Origin of the sequence: Micromonospora sp. NPDC005254, from assembly GCF_042872525.1 — a bacterium.
Lineage (GTDB): Bacteria > Actinomycetota > Actinomycetes > Mycobacteriales > Micromonosporaceae > Micromonospora.
Genome location: NZ_JBIAKM010000003.1, coordinates 667,712 through 685,114, shown reverse-complemented (window position 1 = coordinate 685,114; position 17,403 = coordinate 667,712). Strand labels below are relative to the sequence as shown.

Sequence of the window (17,403 nt, the reverse complement as noted above, 5' to 3'; positions counted from 1 at the left end):
GGCACGTCACCCGAGGCCCGCACCGGCCGTCGCTGAGGAGCGGCGCCATCCAGGGCTCGAATTCGATCGAGGGCTACCAGGTGTCCCTGGACGTCGCCGCCGCGGCCGTCGCCGGCGACGAACCGGTAGAGACGAGCCCGCAAACCTGGGGGGTCATCACCGGCTACCGGGACGCCCTGACCTACGTGCAACAACTCGCCCGCTCACGCGAGTTCACCTGGCAGCACATGCTGCTCAACGCGCTGCACTTCATGATGCTCCGCCATGACCTCAGCAAGTGGCCGGGCCGCTACCGTCCAGGAGACATCCACATCGACGAGGCGCACACCGGCCGACGCGTCTACACCGGGCCAGACACCGACGACGTCCCGTCGCTGATCTCCGAGCTGATCGACTGGCTGGCCGACGGCGAACCGGAAACCCCGCTGCTTGTCCGGGCCTCCATGGCCCACCTGAACCTGGTCAAGATCCATCCCTGGCGGGACGGAAACGGCCGAATGTCCCGGTGCCTCCACACCCTCGTACTCGCCCGCGACGGCGTCCTCGCCCCTGAGTTCTCCTCCATCGAGGAGTGGCTCGGCGTCGGCCGAAACACCTACGCCTACTACGACGCGCTCGGTGAGGTCGGCGGCCCGACCTGGCAGCCCGACAACGACACCAGCAAGTGGATCCGATTCTGCCTGAGCGCCCACCACCAACAAGCCCAACTGGTCCGGCAACGCCTCGACCAAGCCGCGCAGCTCTGGGAACTGCTGGACACCTGGGTCCGGCGCAACGGGCTGCCCGAGCGGGTTGTTAGCGCCCTACACCTCGCCGCGACCGGCGGTCGAATACGCCGCACCCTCTATCAACGCGACGAGAACCTCACCGACGACCAAGCAACCCGCGACCTTCGCGCCCTCGTCCGGGCGGACATGCTCGAACAGCACGGCGAGACCCGAGGCAGGTTCTACCTCACCTCGCCGACACTCCGCGACCTCGCCGCCCCCGCGCTGCGCCCAAAGGAAATCATCGACCCGTACCGACGGTGAAGCGCAAGCCCCGGCACTGCGAGTCCGCGCCGGTCAGCCGCCCGACCCTGCCACCGCACCCCACGTACGGTGGATCTTCGAGCAGCGGCTCGCCGGCCGGAGCGTGGCCAGCATCGCCCGCGCCCTCAACGACAACGGCGTCTTGTGCCCGTCCGGCGTCGACCCAGCGCGTAATCCCCACCGCAGCGGCCATCAGTGGATGCTCACCACTGTCGCGGCGATCCTGGCCAACCCCCGTTACACCGGGCGGCAGGTCTGGAACCGTCAACGCACCGACCGTGATGCCCTCCCTGACAAGGGAACCTTCGATCGACACCACGAGATCCAACGGTGGAGCGCCTCCACTGACTGGGTCATCTCCCGCGAGATCGCGCATACTCCGCTGGTCAGCGAAGAACACTTCGTCGCCGTCCAGGCAATCCACAGCGCACCGACCCCAGCCGACGGCATCCCCCGCTGCTATGTGTTGGCCGGAGTGATCTGCTGCGGCGTGTGCGGCCGAATCATGGACTCCCACTGGGTCCACGACCGTGCCGGCTACCGCTGCCGACACGGCAACACCTGCACCCGACCCACCTCATCGAGACGACAGAAGACCCTCTACGTCCGAGAGACCATCTCCTGGACAGGATTCGACACCACAGCTGCCTGCGTCGGCACCACCCGGCGATGCGCGACCAGGATCCAGACAGCGTCGCCGGCTACCTGCGGCTCAACAACATGATCATCGTGTGTGACCACGACGCCTGGACCATCGAAACTGACACGGAGGTCTTCCCGCTCACCGCCCCGACGAGCGTCCTGCCCCGCGCAGCAAAAATCCCCGCCCAACGGGACGGGGATCGCTCGAAACGCGAAGAGAAATCACGCTTCGTGGGGAAATAACGTGTCCGAGGGGGGATTCGAACTCCTGTACGTATCACCCGTGCGCCACTCAGGGTGCGCATGCTCATAGGTTACGGTACGGCCAGGCCTGGATCGATCCCACAATCCAGATCACCGTGCGTGAGCGCGAATAGCATATTGAACATGCGCGGCGACTCGCTCCGTCATCGACTAGCCAGGATGAAAGTGCAGCTATCCCCTGTGGCCGCTCAATCATCAGGCGTCGGCGAGCCGCCGCTAAGCATCTCTGCCTTTGGTGCGCTTCAGCGGGTCGACCTGTTGGCAGCCATAGCACCCGGATTCTTCGCGGTTCAATGCACGAATTCACCGCCCTTGTTGGAGGTCTGCGATGGTCACCCGGCCGACATGGGCTGGGCCTGCTGGCGCATGGATCTCTTGAGGCATGTCGAGTACGTCGAGCGGTGAGCCGCAGCCTCGGTGTCATGTTGCGGTGGCCGCCAAGTCGTTCAGGGCTGCGTTGATCACGGGCCAGCACATGCTGAGGGTATCGCGGTCTGGAGCGTGGCCGATGTTCACCTGGGCGTATGGGATGCTCGGCGGTAGCCCGCAGCTTACCCGGAATATTGTCATCGACGTCGAGGTCGACAATGTGGCGACTTCCGTTACCTACGTAGACATCCACAACGGACTGGGCGGTCACCGCGCCCGTCTCTGGGTCTACTGCAGAAACCCGGTCACCGATATAGATACTGTCGATCGGCACGTATCGGAAGATCATCAGGGTTCCTACGCCGTGTTGATCGCCGAAGTGAGTCATGCCCGCGCTGCCATCATCGCTGATCTCGTCGGTGTCGTGTGCACCGGCTCTGACCGTGTCCGAAGCCGCTGGCGGGCTGCTTGCAGCGCTGGCCGATCTGCCTGATCCGCGGGCCCGTCGCGGTGTCCGGCACCGGCTGACGGTGGTGGTGACTGCTGCGGTGTGCGCGGTGGTGGCCGGCCACCGGTCGTACACCGCGATCGCTGAGTGGATCGCCGACGTGCCGGCGACGACCGCGCTCGCGCTGGGCATGGCCCCGGATCGACGCCCTTCCGAGGCGATGATCCGCCGGCTATTGCAGGCCATGGACCCGCAGCTACTGACCGCGGCGGTCAGCGTCTGGCTTGCCGGCCGGTCTGCTGCCGGCACGTCGACGTCCCGGCGAGCGATCGCGGTCGACGGCAAAACCCTGCGCGGCTCGCGCACCACCGACAACGCGGCCCGGCATGTGATGGCCGCCTGTGATCAGGCTGTCGGCGTGGTCCTGGCCAGTACCGACGTCGACGGCAAGACCAATGAGATCACCCGGTTTCAGCCGCTGCTCGACCAGATCGGCGACCTGCGCGACACCGTGATCACCGCCGACGCGCTGCACTGTCAGCGTGGGCATGTCGACTACCTCGCCGAACGCGGCGCACACTGGATCCTGACCGTGAAGGGCAACCAGCCGAGCTTGCATGCCCAACTCGCCGGCCTGCCCTGGCGGGCCGTTCCCGACGCCCACCCGCGACACCGCCCGTGGGCACGGCCGCCGTGAGATCCGAACCTTGAAGGTCCTGACGGTCTCCACCGGCATCGACTTCCCACACGCCGCTCAAGCGCTGCAGATCCGCCGCCGCAGGCGGCGCCTGGACCAGCCGAAACGCTTCACCACCGAGACCGTCTACGCCATCACCGACCTGCGCGTGCACCAAGCGAGACCGGCGCAACTGGCCGCATGGATCCGCGGCCACTGGTCGATCGAAAACAAAGACCACTGGGTGCGGGACGTCACCTACGACGACGATCGCTGCCAGATCCGCACCGGGACCGGGCCCGAGGTCATGGCCGCCCTACGCAACGCCGCCATCGGTGCCCCCTGCGCACCGCCGGAATAGCCAACATCGCCGCCGCCAACCGGCATCACGCCCGCGACAGCACCCGCCCGCTGGCACTGCTCGGCATCACCTGACGACTTTGCCGGGGCCCTGGGTTGGGGCCGGTGCGACGGATGGGAGCGCCCTCCTTCGTCAACGAGCCGTGGCAACCCAGTGCGACGCCAGGGAGAAGATCAGAGATGACGAATGAACGGGCCGTGACTCCTACGTGAGGCCGTGCCCACGAATACGCAGTGCCGACCGCCGAAGGTCGGAAACGTCGACGTCCTGTTCATCAAGGACATCAAAGAGATGCTCGGGCCCTCGGGACGCCAGAAGGTCAGCCTCCACCTCGTAGGCCGGTACCAACAGGCAAAAGTTGGTTTCGCCCGTAGGGCCGGTTGCGAACTGGAAATCTTCCTCGAAGAGGGCCGCCGGGGTAGGTAGGAGAAACCTCATCCCGGAGCTGGACGGCACGTCGACGTCCAGGCGAACGGGCTCGTCCCACGAAAGGAGTCGCCCCTGCTGCGCGTAACGCGCCGCGCAGGACATCACAAAATCCAGCATATCGGGGCCCATGAATTGGCCGTCCAACACGAAGAGCAACTCTTGAGCATAACCGTCCCGACGAGCCCAGCCGTGCTGGCGGGCGAGGCTGGCCAACCCATCCGTGACCATGGTCACCTGGCCGTCGTTGGGCACCTCGGCGAATCCGTGAAGACGAATCACAGCCCCATCAGGAAGAGCCTCATTAAGGGTGCTGAAGGGTTTGCCGAGAAATTGGCGGAGATGACTTTCGACGTCCTGCGGTTCCGCCTTCTGGCGGCCAAACTTCACCATGATCGCCCCATTCTGTTCGCTCCCTAGGCTTGTACGGTGCCAAAACTCGTCGCACAGCGCGTGAGCTGTTGTTTCGCGACGGTGACGCATCATGGCAGGCGTGTTGGTTCGGCTGCTGTACCTGAGTGCGGTGCGGGTGTTCGGCTGGTTGCCGCGGGCCACGCGTAGCGAGTCGGCGATGGTCGCCGAGCTGTTGGTGCTGCGCCATGAGGTGGCGGTATTGCGGCGTCAGGTCGGTCGGCCGCGGCTGTCGTGGCCGGAGCGGGCGGTGTTGTCCGCGCTGGTCCGGGCGTTGCCGCGGGAGTTGTGGAAACATCGGATCGTCACCCCGGCCACCCTGCTGGCCTGGCACCGCCGCCTGGTCCGCAGGCGTTGGACCTACCCGAACCGTCCCGGACGACCACCGATCAGCGACGATCTGCGGGACCTGGTCTTGCGGCTGGCCAGGGAGAATCCCGGCTGGGGGCATCGGCGCATCCAAGGTGAACTCGTCGGGCTCGGCCATCGGGTCGGCGCCGGCACCATCCGTCGCATCCTCGCCGGATCGAGGGTCGGTCCCGCCCCGCGTGAGATCGACACTAGTTGGCGGACGTTCCTGCGCGTTCAGGCAGCCGGGTTGCTGGCTACCGACTTCTTCCATATCGACACCGTCACGCTGCGGCGGCTGTATGTGCTGTTCGTCATGGAGATCACGACCCGGCGGGTGCACATCCTCGGCGTCACCGAACATCCGACTGCTGGCTGGACTACCCAGCAGGCCCGCAACCTGGTGCTGGACCTCGGCGATCGGATGACACGGTTCCGGATCCTGATCCGCGACCGCGACGCCAAGTTCACCGCGTCGTTCGACGCCGTGTTCGCCGCCGAAGGCATCAAGGTGGTGAAGACTCCTCCACGTACGCCTCGGGCGAACGCCTTCGCGGAACGCTTCGTGCGCAGCGTCCGGGCCGAGTGCACCGACCGGGTACTGATCTACAACGAACAGCACGCCCGCACCGTGCTCCGCGCCTACGAGGACCACTTCGACCGGCACCGGCCACACCAGAGCCTGAACCAGCATCCACCCGACTACGACCCCGGCGCGGTCATCGCGATCGAAAGGCCGATCCGCCGGCGACGGGTTCTCGGTGGCGCGATCAACGAATACCGCCGAGCCGCTTGATCCACTCGCAAATCCCCAGGTCACGAATACGAAGCACAGTTTTGGCACGGTACAGGACCGATCGGCGATCCGACCACGCGAATCGAGCGTTGCCAGTCCATAGAGGGCTGTACGGCTTCGAGTGACTGCAAGACTCGGAAGCGGTAGCGGAGGACACCTCATGGCTGCCGCAGGGGTGCCAGGAGCCACGCCCACGACCGGTGCCGGACTCGGCAGGACAACGGCGGGGATCACTGAAGAGCCGCCGCGCGTCAGCGCGGGGCTCGCCCGCCGCTGATCACTGAGAGTAGCGCCAGACGCTACATCGGATGGGTTTCGGCGGTGGTCAAGCATCCTTGACCACCGCTACGTCTACGTCGCACATATGAGACGTACTCGTGTCCGAGGGGGGACTTGAACCCCCACGCCCTATACGGGCACTAGCACCTCAAGCTAGCGCGTCTGCCATTCCGCCACCCGGACCTGCTCGTTCAGCCTACCTCGCCGCCCAGATGATCTTTCCATCCGAGGTCGGCACGGCGAGCCGCACGGGGAGTCACTGTACACGGCACTCGTGGATCATGCACATCGCCCACTGGTCCCTGCCGGGTCGTCCTCCCGCCCCTGCTCACACCCGTCACGCGAGGTCACCGAAGCGGGATCGGGCGTGAGCCCGGGTAGCGTCGGCGGCCCGGTGACGGGCAGCATTGCCCTGTGTCCCATCCCTCTCCTCTGGCCGCCATCCAGCAACGGGCCCTCGCACTGCGTACCGAGGGCGACCTCGGCACTGCCCGGCAGCTGCTCGCGGACGCTGTCGGGTCCGCCCGTCCGCCGTACGGCGAGGACCATCCCGAGACGCTGCACACCGCGCACCTGCTGGCCCGCCTGCACCGTGAGGCAGACGACCCACTTGCCGCTCGCCGGGTGCTGGAGGAGGCCTTCGCGGCGGGCGAGCGGCGCTGGGACCATTCCGAGCCGATGATGCTCGCGCTCGCCTTCGAACTGGCCGAGGTTGCCGAGGAGTTGGGCAACAGGCACGAGGCTCGCCGCAACTACACGCGCGTCGCCAGCGCCGGGCCCGCCGTGCTCGGTGAGCACCACCCGGCGGTACGCGCTGCCCGCGACTACCTCGGCGCGGCCAACCCTGGCCCGAACCGGCCGGACGTCGGGCCGCCGACGTCCGCCGCCGTTGCCACGACGACGGACTCTGGCGCCCGATCGGCGTTGACCGGCCCGACGTTGTCCCTGGCGACCCTGGCCGCGATGCGCCCGGCGGCAGGCGACCGTCCGGCTCCCCCCTCGCCCTGGGCCCCACCGCCTCCCCCGACCCCCGCCCATCCGGCACCGGCCACGTCCCCCATGTCGCCGACGCCAGCCAGCCCCGCCCGTCCGATACCGCCTGCGTCCGCCATGTCGCCGACGCCCGCCACTCCCACCCATCCGGTGCCGCCGCGCCAGCGGGCCGAGCAGCAGCCGGCGGCGTCGCCCCGGCCACCGGTCGCGCCGCTGTCTCGGGCGGTCGGCCGGCCGACGCCGTACGTCCGGCAGCAGCCACCACCCGCACCGCCGCGTCAGCGCACGAGTGATCAGCCGACCCACCCGGTCGTCGAGGCGCCGCTCTCCGCGGCGGCGGCCGCGGCTCCGGCTCACCCTCCGGCCCACCCCGCGACCCCGGCCCCGGCAGCCGCCGCGCAGCCCTCCGCCACGCCGTCGGCACCCCAACCGCCGGCTCCGCGGTGGGCCGACCCGACCATTCAGGTACGGCAGATCGAGCCCCTGCTGGCCGAGGAGGCCGCCCGGATCGCAGCGACCGGGCCGAGCGGGTCGACCCGCACGACTGACGGGCCGGGGCACTCCGGGGCGATCCCGACGACTCCAGGCGCGGCGCCCTCCCGGCCGGTGAGCGGGCCACCCCTGCACCACGCGGTCGCCGCGACGCCCACCGCGCCGCAGCCGGTCTCCGCGCCGCCCGTGCACGTCGGCCCAGCCTCCGCACCGGCCGTGGGCCGTTCGCATCCAGTGTCGGCTCCGCCCGACCACGGTCAACCCGTCTCCGGACCGCCCGACCAGCCCCACCCCGCCTCCGGCCCACCGGCGGCCCACGCCCAGCCGGTGTCCGGACCACCCGGCTACGGACCACCCGGCTACGGACCACCCGTCTCCGCGCCGCCGGTGAGCGCGCCGCCCTGGGGACTGACCGCCCCGCCCTGGAGCAGCAGCGCGCCCCCGCATCCGCTGCCCACGGCTGGCGGCGACCCCAAGGACCCGTCCCGTACGGACGCCGCAGGGACCACACCGGACAGCGAGGCGACACCAAGCAGCGCGACCACCATGGACGGCCAGTCCACAGCGGGCGGCGAGAGCATGCTGGTCGCGAGCGCGACGATGTCGACAGTGCAGGGCGAGCCGTCGGGGTTCGCGTCCGCGTCCACGGAGGTGTTCCCGGCCGTCGGGCCGGCACCGGCCCCGCCGCAGGACACGACGGCGGCGTCCCTGACGCCCGTGACCTACGGGCCGCCGGCCACCCTCACGCACCCGCCCGCCGCGCAGTACCCGTCCGGTCAGCAGTACCCGGGGCAGCCCTATCAGCAGAGCCACGAGGTGTACCCGGGGCAGCGGTACCAGCAGGACACCTACTCGGCCGCGTACGCCGATGAGAGTGTTTCGGCGGGCCGCAGCCGGGCGACGCTGATCGGTGCGGCGGTGGCGGCCGGGGTTGCCCTGGTCGCGGTCGCCGGCCTGGGCGCGGTGGTGCTGAACCGCGACGACGCGCCGCCCCCGACCGGGGGTGCGGTGACGGCGGCGCCGGCGGTGACCGGCCCTCCTCCCGGTGACCTGAAGCTGCGCGACGACGTCGTGACGATCACCCTGACCTGGACGGACCCGTCCGGAGGGGCGGTGCCGTTCATGGTCGCCGGCGGACGGGCCGGTCTGGCGCTCGGGGTGATGGCCACCGTGGAACCGGGGCGGACCAGCCACACCGTCAACGGGCTCAGCTCGCGGGTGGACTACTGCTTCACGGTGCTCGCGGTCTACTCCACGGACAGCTTCGCCACGTCGAGCCAGGTCTGCACCAACCGCGAACGGTCCACGCCGCCAAGCTGATCGCGACCGGTCCACGCCGCCGAGTCGACACAGTCGGGTTCGCGATCGTCGAGCTGAGCTGGGCGTCCACTGCGCACGCTCGGTATCCACAGGGGTGACGGTGCGGGTTCCCCCGTTCCCGGCCGGGCCATATGATGGCACCCGGCTCAGGGGAGGGGTCGCCGCGAGGCGTACGCCACCTGCCACGACTCAGGGAAGGCAGCCGGCTGTGGCCAGCATCGACGACGCCGAGCGGACCGACGCCCCCCGTTCCCGGTCCCGACTGCGCGGCGGGCTGGTGACGGTCGGCACGGTCACCGCACTGCTGGCCGCCATGGGGCTGACCGTCCTGGGGCTGGGTGCGGCGGACAATGCGGTGGCCAACTACGACGCGAGTTCGTGGCTGTGGAGCGCGGTGCGCAGCGAGCTGGCCCGGGTCAACGGGGTCACCGCCCGGGTGGACACCCGCACCGAGGTTCCCGGTGCCCGCCGGCATCCGATGCAGGTCGCCCAGACCGATCGGCTGCTGATCCTGCGTGATCTGCAGACCGGGCAGATCAGCTCGCTGGACCTGGCCACCCTGCAGCTCACCGCGACCACGCCGACCACCCCCGGCCTGGGTGTGAGCGTCGCCCTGCACGAGGACGCGGCGTTCGTCGTCGACGCCGTGCAGGGCATCGTGCGGCAGCTCGACCCGCGGTCGTTGAGCCCGGTCGGCGAGCCGGTGCGCTATCCCCCGGGCATCACCGGCGGCACGTTCGACGGCGAGGGCCGGCTCTGGATCGCGGTGCCCAGCGAGGGCACCGTCTCGGCGATCACCGCCGCGAAGCTGCCGTCCGCGCCGGCCTCGGCCGCGCCGGCGGGTGGCGGGCTCAGCCCCGAGCGGGTCGAGACGTACGACGTGGCCGACGCCAGCCACGAGCTGGTGGTCTCCACCCTGGACGACGGGGTGGCGGTGCTCGACCGCACGGCCGCCCGGCTGGTGCGGGTGCAGCGCGGTGAGGTCCGCCCGACGCCGTTGACACTGCCCGGCCCGGCGGCGATGCCGACCCGCACCTCCGGTCCGCGGGTGCCGGTGACGGTACCGGCCGAGCGGCGGGTGTTGGTCGTGGGTGACGTCGGTGAGGAGCGGGCGTTCACGGTGCCGGGCAGCGGCGACCGGCTGAGCCCGGCGGTGGCCTGGGCCGACCGGTTCTACTGCGCCGACGAGGCGACCGGCACCATCTACTCCTTCGACGCGGGCGGCCAGTTGGTCGACACCATCAAGGGCAGGGCGAACGGGCCACTGGAGATGGAGGTGCGGGAAAACCACCTCTTTATCAACTCGCCCGACTCGGCGACGGCCCGGGTGGTGGACGACAAGCACCAGGTGCGCGAGGTCGACAAGTACGCCAACGACGTGCTGGGCGGTGACCCGCCGCCGGCTCCCCCGCCGCCGCCCCCGCCAAAGAAGCCCCGCGTGGGCAAGCCGAGCGCGCCGCGCAGCGTCACCGCCGCCGCCGGCAACGCCCAGGCTCGGGTGAGTTGGCGGCCGGCTGCCGCGAACGGCGCCGAGATCATCAAGTACGTCGTGCAGGGTGCCGGTCAACGCCTGGAGGTGGGCGCCAACCAGCGTTCGGTGGAGGTCAAGGGGCTGACCAACGGCGAGACGTACCGTTTCGCGGTGCACGCCGTCAACGCCAAGGGTGACGGCCCGGCGCGCAGCAGCAACCCGGTGACCCCGACGGCGGCGGTGCCCGATGCACCGGCCAGCGTCACGGCGCAGGAGCGGCCGGACGGCACGGTGGTGGTGAAGTGGCCGGCCGCGAACGGGCAGGGCAACAAGATCGCCAAGTACGCGGTGACGGCCACGTCGGCGGGGACGAACGCGCCGGCCGGCGAGTCGACGAAGACGGAGCTGGTGGTGCCGGCCGGTGAGCTGGAGTTCGGCACCCAGTACGCGTTCACCGTCGTGGCGGTCAACGACAAGGGTGCCGGCTCGGCCGCGTCGCCGGTGAGCAACACCGTGGTGCCGTTCGCGGCGCCGGGCCGGCCGCTCGACCTGCAGGCCGGGACGGTCGCCGACCAGCCCGGCGCGGTCACCGTGCAGTGGTCGCCGGCCGAGGCGAACGGCCGGCCGGTGACGAAGTACCTGGTGGACGTCGGTGGCAGGACGAGCGAGGTGACCGAGACCCGCACCACCGTCACCGGGCTGGGCAACGGCCAGAACGTCACGGTGAAGGTGAAGGCGGTCAACGAGGCCGGGCCCGGTCCGGAGGCCACCGCCACGGCCCGTACGGTCGCCGCGCCCCGGGTCACCGTCACCGGTTCGTCGGCGACGGCCACGTCGGCGACTGTCACGTTCACCGTGGACGCGGGCGGCGGCAAGGCCACCTGCTCGCTGAGTACGTCGGGTGAGCCGGCGAAGGCCGGGGCGTGCTCCAGCATCACGATGACGGGGCTGACGCCGGGCACGGCGTACACGTTCACGGTCACCGCCAGCAACGCCGCCGGCAAGGGCACCGCGCAGAAGGCTGAGAGCACCGAGCCGCTGTACGGCATCGCGACGTGCAACAACGGGCCCGACGGCGACCAGCGGACGTACTGCAACAGTGACGTCGACGGCCGCAACGGCAACGAGATCTTCAAGGTCACCCGGCAGGACAACGACCAGCAGGCCGGCTGGGCGAAGCCCGGCACCCGACTGAAGGCGTACTGCAAGAAGTCCGGCGAGAACGTCGACTCGTGGATCTACAACAACCAGAAGCAGAGCACCTGGTGGGTGCAGGTCGAGTACAGCGGGAAGAACTACATTCCCTGGGCCTGGCTCAACCTGGAGGGCGGCGACAACATCAACGTCCTGCCCACCTGCTGAACCACCAGCCGAGGAGCACCGCCGACCGTGAACACCCACGAGCCGCTCACCCAGCCGGAGGTGCAGGGCTTCGCCGCCCTGGCCGCCCGGCTGGCCGAGAACGTCAACGCGGTGGTGCTCGGCAAGCCGCAGGTGGTCCGGCTGGCGCTGACCGCGCTCTTCGCCCAGGGTCACGTGCTGCTGGAGGACGTGCCGGGGGTCGGTAAGACGACCCTGGCACGGGCCATCGCCGCGACCGTGAAGGGTCAGTGGCGGCGCATCCAGTTCACGCCAGACCTGCTCCCCTCGGACGTGTCCGGTGTGACCATCTTCAACCAGGCGAGCCGGGACTTCGAGTTCCACCCGGGGCCGGTGTTCGCCAACATCGTGATCGCCGACGAGATCAACCGGGCGTCGCCGAAAACCCAGTCGGCGCTGCTGGAGGTCATGGAGGAGCGCACGGTCACGGTGGACGGTGTCCGGCACCCGGTGCCGGCGCCGTTCCTGGTGGTCGCCACGCAGAACCCGGTCGAGATGGACGGCACCTACCGGCTGCCCGAGGCGCAGCTCGACCGTTTCCTGGTGAAGCTGTCCGTCGGCTACCCGGACGAGGCGGTCGAGGTCGAGGTGCTGCGCGGTGCGACGGTCCGCTCCCCCGAGGCGCTCGCCCCGGTCACCGACACCGCGACCGTCGGGGAGATGGTCCGGATGGCCCGTCGGGTGCACATCGCCGAGCCGCTCTACGCGTACGCGGTCCGGCTGGCCGCCGCCACCCGCACCCATCCGCAGGTACGCGTCGGGGTCAGCCCTCGGGGCGTGATCGCGTTGACCCGGGCGGCGTGCTCGTACGCGCTGATCGACGGTCGGGGCTGGATCATGCCGGAGGACCTGAAGGCGCTCGCCGAACCGGTGTTCGCGCATCGGCTGCTGCTGACCCCGGACGCGCAGGTGCGCGGGGTGACCGCCGCGGAGGTGCTGCGCCAGGCCATCGCCTCGGTGCCGGTGCCGCTGCCGTCGGGGCAGCCCGCCCCGGTGCAGGGCTGACCGGCAGCAGCGCCATGGGGATCACCGCCCGCGGAATCGGGCTGCTCGTCGCCGCCGTCGTCCTGCTCGGCCTGGGGTTCCGCTTCGCGTACCCCGAGTTGACGTTGCTCGGCGCGGCGGCCGGCGCGGCGGTGGGCTACGCGGCGCTGACCGCGGCCTGGCGGCCCCGGCTGGTGGTCGGCCGCCGGGCGGACCCGGACCGGGTCGCGCGCGGGGAGCCGGCGAGCATGACGCTGACCGTGCGCAACGCCGGCCGGCTGCGCTCGGCGAACCTGCTGGCCGAGGACCGGTGCGGGAGCCGTGTCGTGCCGGTGCCGCTGCTGCGCCTGCGACCCGGTCGGGACACCGAGGTCCGCTACGACGTGCCGACCGACCGTCGCGGGGTGGTGCCGGTCGGTCCGCTGCGGGTGACCCGGCGCGACCCGTTGGGTCTGGTGGCGCTGGCCCGCCCGTACGGCGAGACGACGCCGGTCTGGGTGCATCCCCGGGTCCATCCGCTCACGGCGGTGCCCACCGGCGCGGGGCGCAGCCTCGACGGCCGGGTGGACGGTGTGCCGCACGGGTCGATCACGTTCGACTCGCTGCGGGAGTACGTGGTGGGTGACGAGCTGCGTCGGGTGCACTGGCGCACGAGCGCCCGGGTCGGCGAGCTGATGGTGCGCGAGAACGTGGACACCAGCCTGCCCCGCCTTGTCGTCCTCCTGGACAACCGCTCTGCCGCGCATCCGCACCGGTCCGACGGGGTGGCCGAGTCGTTCGAGTCCGCGTGTGAGGCGGCGGCGTCGGTCGTCACCGCCGCGCACCGCGCGGACCTGCCGGTGGTGATGCTGCTGGTCGGCCCGGAGCTGATCGAGCGCGGCCCGGCGGGGGACGCCGAGGTCGGGCCCCTGGACCGGCTCGCCGCCGCCGACCTGTCCGACGAGGACGACGCGTTGCGCGCGGTCACCACCCGGCTGCGCCAGGACCGGCTCGGCGACACGCTGATCTTCCTGACCGGCCCGAGTGGGCGGGACGGGTTGGGACATGTCGGCGCGCTACGCGGCGCGTACCCGTCGGTGGTGGTCGGGGTGTTCGGCGCGGCCGAGCCGACGCCGGCGGGCACGGCCGGCCTGGTGGTGGTCGACGCGGTGGACGGCGCGCAGTTCGCCGCCGAGTGGGACGGGGTGCGCCGGTGGTGACGGGTGTCGAGCCGCAGCGCGCGCCGGACGTGGCGACGGACCCGCGGCAGGCGCCGTCGGCAGCCGGCGACGCGACCGGGCGGGTGGTCCGCGCGCTGCGGGCGGCCGTCGTGCCGCTGGCGCTGATCGCGCTCACCGCGCTCGCCGGGGTGGTGCTCGGCCGGGTGTACGCGGGCGACCTGCTGACCCGGCTGGTGATCGGCGCGGCGGTGGGCTCGGTGCTGGTCAGCGTCGCCGCCCGACGACTGCCGTCCTGGCTCGTCGCACCGGTGTCGGTGGCGGCGTTGGCCGGGTGGACGCTGTGGTCGTTGCGGCTGGCCGCCGCCCGCGCCGACCTGCCGGGCAGCCTGCTGGAGGTGAGCGCGGACGCCGCACGCAACGGCATTCCCCGGCTGCTCACCGCGATGATTCCGGTGGAGCCCACACCGGACACGGTGCTGGTTCCGGTGGTGGCCGCGTGGCTGGCCGGTCTGGCCGGGGCGGAGGTGGCGCTGCGCACCGGCCGGGTGCTGCTCGGCTACCTGCCGGCGGCAGGGCTCTACGCCGCGGCCCTCTACGTGGTCGGCCCGAACGCCGAACCGGCGATCGGGACGACAGTTGCCTTCGTCGCGGTCGCGGCGGTCGGGCTCGCCGCGCCGACGGGTACGCCGCCGGCCGGCGGTGACCCGACGGCCGGTCTCGCCCCGGGGATGCGCGCGGCGGTACGACTTCGGCTGGCGGCCTCGGCTGCGCTCGGCGTCGCGCTGGTGATCGGCCTGGTCGCGCTGCTCGGCCCGGTGGTCGCCGGTCAGGTCGACGGGCGGCCGGTGGACCCGCGCCGGTACGTGGAGCCACCGCAGGTGCAGACGCTCGACGAGAACCCGCTGATCCGGATCTCCGGGTGGGCGCTGCGACCGGAGCAGAAGCTCCTCGACGTGAGCACGGTGGGCGCCACCCCACCGGCCGGCGGCGCGGACGACCCGACGGCGACCGGCGACGCGGACGACCCGAAGGCGGGCCGCAGCGTACAGATCCGGTTGGCGGTGCTCAGCGACTACGACGGGATCACCTGGCGGGTCGGTGCGACGTACCGCAACGCGGGGCGGATCCTGCCGGCCACCGCGCCGGCCCGGGACAGCACGGTGCAGACCGTTCGGCAGGAGATCACCGTGGCGGAGCTGAGCGGCCGGCTGCTCCCGGCCGTGGCGACGCCGCGCGAGGTCAGCGGGGCGCGGGTGGCGTACGACCCGGCGACGGGGACGCTGATCAGGCCGGAGGGACTGACACCGGGGCTGCGGTACACGGTGACGTCGGCCCGGGAACGCCCGGACAACAACCTGCTGGCCACCGCGAACGTGCCGGCCGGCGAGGAGGTGGCCCGGGTGCTGCGGGTCGCCGACGGGGTGCCCGACCCGATGCGCCGGTTGGCCGCGCAGCTCGCCGAGGAGAACGGCGCCCCGTACGCGCGGGCGTCGGCGATCGAGCAGTTCCTGGCCGAGCACTACCGGGTGGTGGCCGACGCGCCGAGCGGGCACGCATACCCGAACCTGGCCTTCTTCCTCTTCGGTCCGCGCAACGGGGGCGGGCAGCGGGGAACGTCTGAGCAGTTCGCGGCGGCGTTCGCGGTGCTCGGCCGGCTCTCCGGTCTGCCGACGAGGGTGGTGGTCGGCTTCTCCTGCAGTGGGCAGGGGCCGGTGCGGGCCGGTGACGCGTACGCCTGGCCGGAGGTGCTCTTCGACGGGTTGGGGTGGGTGGCGTTCGACCCGCTGCCCCGCCCGGATAACGAGCCGAGGCCGGTGGAGGAGGACTTCCGCCCGACCCCGGAGGACCCGCCGCCGTCGGAGGCGCCGGCGCCCACAGTGGAGCCGACCGCGTCGCCGGAGCCGGTGGCCGCTCCCGACGGGCCGCCCGCACGAGGTGGCGTGTCCACGCCGGTGCTGGTCGCGGGCGGCAGCGGTGGTCTGCTGCTCGTGGTGGGGGCGCTGCTGCTCACCCTGTTGGCGATGCGTCGCTCCCTCACCCGCAAGCGACTGGCGGGGGGTGACCCCAACCAGCGCATCGCCGGCGCCTGGCGGGAGGTCACCGACGCGTTGCGACTGGCCGGCCGCCCGGTCGGCGACGACCTGGCGGCGACCGAGGTGGCCGCGCAGGCCCGGCAGACCCTGGCCGACGCCCGAGCAGCCACGACCAGAGGCGGCACGAACGGCAGCGACGCGACCGGCAGCGGCGTGCCCGGCGACGAGCCGACAGTCGACGAGCTGGCGATCCTGCTCAATCAGGTGGGCTTCGCCCCCGGCGCCGCGGCGGCCGATCAGGCGGCCCGCGCCGCCGAGGTGGCCACGGTCTACGTCGCCAACCTGCGCGCGGCTCGCCCCTGGTGGCGCCGCCTGCTCTGGTCCGTGCACCCCTCCCCCCTCCGCCAAACCCGCCGGTCCCCCCACTCCCACCCCCGCCGCCCCCCGCGGTGATCAAGAGGTTCGCGTCATCTCAGGACCCGTTCCTGACGCGAACCTCTTGATCACCGGTGACGGATCGGGGGGAGCGGAGCCGGGCGCGGCGGCCGTAGTCGGCGGCCACGGCTGTCACCCGGGGGCCCGGGCGACCAGCGGGACGTGACAGAGGTGAATGCGCTCCCGCAGCCGAGGTAGCGGCCGCATGCCGGAGCGGAAACACGGTGGCGGCGGGTACGGCGTAACGACGAGCATCAGGGGGTGGATCAGCACACGAGCGAGATCGTCGACTACTACACGCTGCGCTACCGCGAGGACCAGCGGCTCTCCGCCCGCCCGCAGGCACGACTGGAGTGGATCCGCACGACGCAGCTCCTGCGGGATCTCCTGCCCGGCCCGGGTGCCCGTGTCCTGGACATCGGCGGAGGCACCGGCGAGTACGCGAGGGCCCTCGCCGTTGCCGGCTACGAGGTCCGTCTCGTCGACCTGGTGCCGAGTCACGTCGCGCAGGCACGCGGCGGGCAGCCACCCGTCGAGGCACGGGTCGCCGACGCGCGAGCGCTTCCCGACGCCGACGACGCGTACGACGCCGCGCTGCTCCTGGGGCCGCTCTACCACCTGTTGGACCGTGCCGACCGGGTTCAGGCGTTACGGGAGGCCGTCCGGGTCACCCGCCCCGGCGGTCTCATCGTGGCGGCCGTCATCTCCCGTTTCGCCGGTCCGCTGGACTTCGCCGCCACCGCACGCCTCGACGAGCGGCTGCTCGACGAGGCCAGGAACCTGCTGACCGACGGCACCAACGATCCACGGACCGGCTTCACCCACGCGTACTTCCATCGGGTCGAGGAGATCACCGACGAGTGTTCGGCGGCAGGGCTGACCGACGTCGTCGTACACGGGGTGGAGGGCCCGGCGTGGACGGCGGCGGAGGCCGCGGCAGGTGGGCCGGCGCAGGACACGGTCTTCTCCGCGGCGTTGGATCTGGCCCGCGTCTACAGCACCGAGCCGGCGCTGATCGGATCGAGCGCGCACCTCCTGGCCGCCGGGCGCGTTCCGGGCCGCTAGGACGTGTGTCAAAGCCCCA

Annotated in this window: 12 protein-coding genes and 1 tRNA gene; 11 read left to right on the top strand and 2 right to left on the bottom strand. The window is 71.4% G+C overall.

The genetic code is table 11. The annotated features are described in order from the left end of the window. Positions 1–80 precede the first annotated feature (80 nt). From ACFYPR_RS12795 to ACFYPR_RS12780, 4 genes are all read left to right on the top strand, one after another. The gene (locus ACFYPR_RS12795; protein ID WP_387259899.1) at positions 81–1,031 is read left to right on the top strand and encodes a Fic family protein; all 951 of its coding nucleotides are present in this window, start codon (positions 81–83) and stop codon (positions 1,029–1,031) included. A 16-nt stretch (positions 1,032–1,047) separates the two neighbouring features. After that, positions 1,048–1,755 carry a recombinase family protein gene (locus ACFYPR_RS12790; protein ID WP_387260021.1) on the top strand — a complete coding sequence of 236 codons (708 nt, stop codon included), beginning with the start codon at positions 1,048–1,050 and terminating at the stop codon, positions 1,753–1,755. 937 nt (positions 1,756–2,692) lie between these two features. Then, positions 2,693–3,451, top strand: coding sequence for an ISAs1 family transposase (locus tag ACFYPR_RS12785; protein WP_354858560.1), 759 nt, complete (start codon positions 2,693–2,695; stop codon positions 3,449–3,451). 10 nt (positions 3,452–3,461) lie between these two features. Continuing rightward, positions 3,462–3,791 (top strand): hypothetical protein, encoded by a 330-nt coding sequence (locus ACFYPR_RS12780; RefSeq protein ID WP_387259896.1) that lies wholly within the window; start codon positions 3,462–3,464, stop codon positions 3,789–3,791. A 204-nt stretch (positions 3,792–3,995) separates the two neighbouring features. Here ACFYPR_RS12780 and ACFYPR_RS12775 read toward each other — a convergent pair whose 3' ends face one another. Then, positions 3,996–4,610 (bottom strand): suppressor of fused domain protein, encoded by a 615-nt coding sequence (locus ACFYPR_RS12775; RefSeq protein ID WP_355066800.1) that lies wholly within the window; start codon positions 4,608–4,610, stop codon positions 3,996–3,998. Positions 4,611–4,710: 100 nt separating this feature from the next. Between ACFYPR_RS12775 and ACFYPR_RS12770 the strand changes: the two genes are divergently transcribed. Beyond that, positions 4,711–5,772 carry an integrase core domain-containing protein gene (locus ACFYPR_RS12770; RefSeq protein ID WP_387259894.1) on the top strand — a complete coding sequence of 354 codons (1,062 nt, stop codon included), beginning with the start codon at positions 4,711–4,713 and terminating at the stop codon, positions 5,770–5,772. A 378-nt stretch (positions 5,773–6,150) separates the two neighbouring features. On the opposite strand, the gene ACFYPR_RS12765 is transcribed toward ACFYPR_RS12770, so the two are convergent. After that, a tRNA-Leu gene (locus ACFYPR_RS12765) sits at positions 6,151–6,234 on the bottom strand. 231 nt (positions 6,235–6,465) lie between these two features. Here ACFYPR_RS12765 and ACFYPR_RS12760 point away from each other — a divergent pair. From ACFYPR_RS12760 to ACFYPR_RS12735, 6 genes are all read left to right on the top strand, one after another. Further along, entirely contained in the window at positions 6,466–8,856 is a 2,391-nt protein-coding gene (locus tag ACFYPR_RS12760; protein WP_387259891.1) for a tetratricopeptide repeat protein, read from the top strand. Positions 8,857–9,064: 208 nt separating this feature from the next. Next, entirely contained in the window at positions 9,065–11,689 is a 2,625-nt protein-coding gene (locus ACFYPR_RS12755; protein WP_354858551.1) for a fibronectin type III domain-containing protein, read from the top strand. 27 nt (positions 11,690–11,716) lie between these two features. Beyond that, positions 11,717–12,712, top strand: coding sequence for a MoxR family ATPase (locus ACFYPR_RS12750; RefSeq protein WP_354858549.1), 996 nt, complete (start codon positions 11,717–11,719; stop codon positions 12,710–12,712). A gap of 14 nt (positions 12,713–12,726) precedes the next feature. Continuing rightward, on the top strand, positions 12,727–13,890 hold the full coding sequence (locus tag ACFYPR_RS12745; RefSeq protein ID WP_354858546.1) for a DUF58 domain-containing protein: 1,164 nt from the start codon (positions 12,727–12,729) through the stop codon (positions 13,888–13,890). Further along, positions 13,887–16,337, top strand: a complete 2,451-nt coding sequence (locus tag ACFYPR_RS12740) for a DUF3488 and transglutaminase-like domain-containing protein (RefSeq protein ID WP_387259887.1) — start codon at positions 13,887–13,889, stop codon at positions 16,335–16,337. Before ACFYPR_RS12745 ends, ACFYPR_RS12740 begins: the two co-directional genes overlap by 4 nt. A gap of 243 nt (positions 16,338–16,580) precedes the next feature. After that, positions 16,581–17,384 carry a class I SAM-dependent methyltransferase gene (locus tag ACFYPR_RS12735; protein ID WP_354858545.1) on the top strand — a complete coding sequence of 268 codons (804 nt, stop codon included), beginning with the start codon at positions 16,581–16,583 and terminating at the stop codon, positions 17,382–17,384. Positions 17,385–17,403: the final 19 nt, after the last annotated feature.

Coding starts and splice junctions, on each gene's coding strand:
- ACFYPR_RS12785 (WP_354858560.1), top strand. CDS start 2,693: ATGCCCGCGCTGCCATCATCGCTGATCTCGTCGGTGTCGTGTGCACCG.
- ACFYPR_RS12775 (WP_355066800.1), bottom strand. CDS start 4,610: ATGGTGAAGTTTGGCCGCCAGAAGGCGGAACCGCAGGACGTCGAAAGT.
- ACFYPR_RS12745 (WP_354858546.1), top strand. CDS start 12,727: ATGGGGATCACCGCCCGCGGAATCGGGCTGCTCGTCGCCGCCGTCGTC.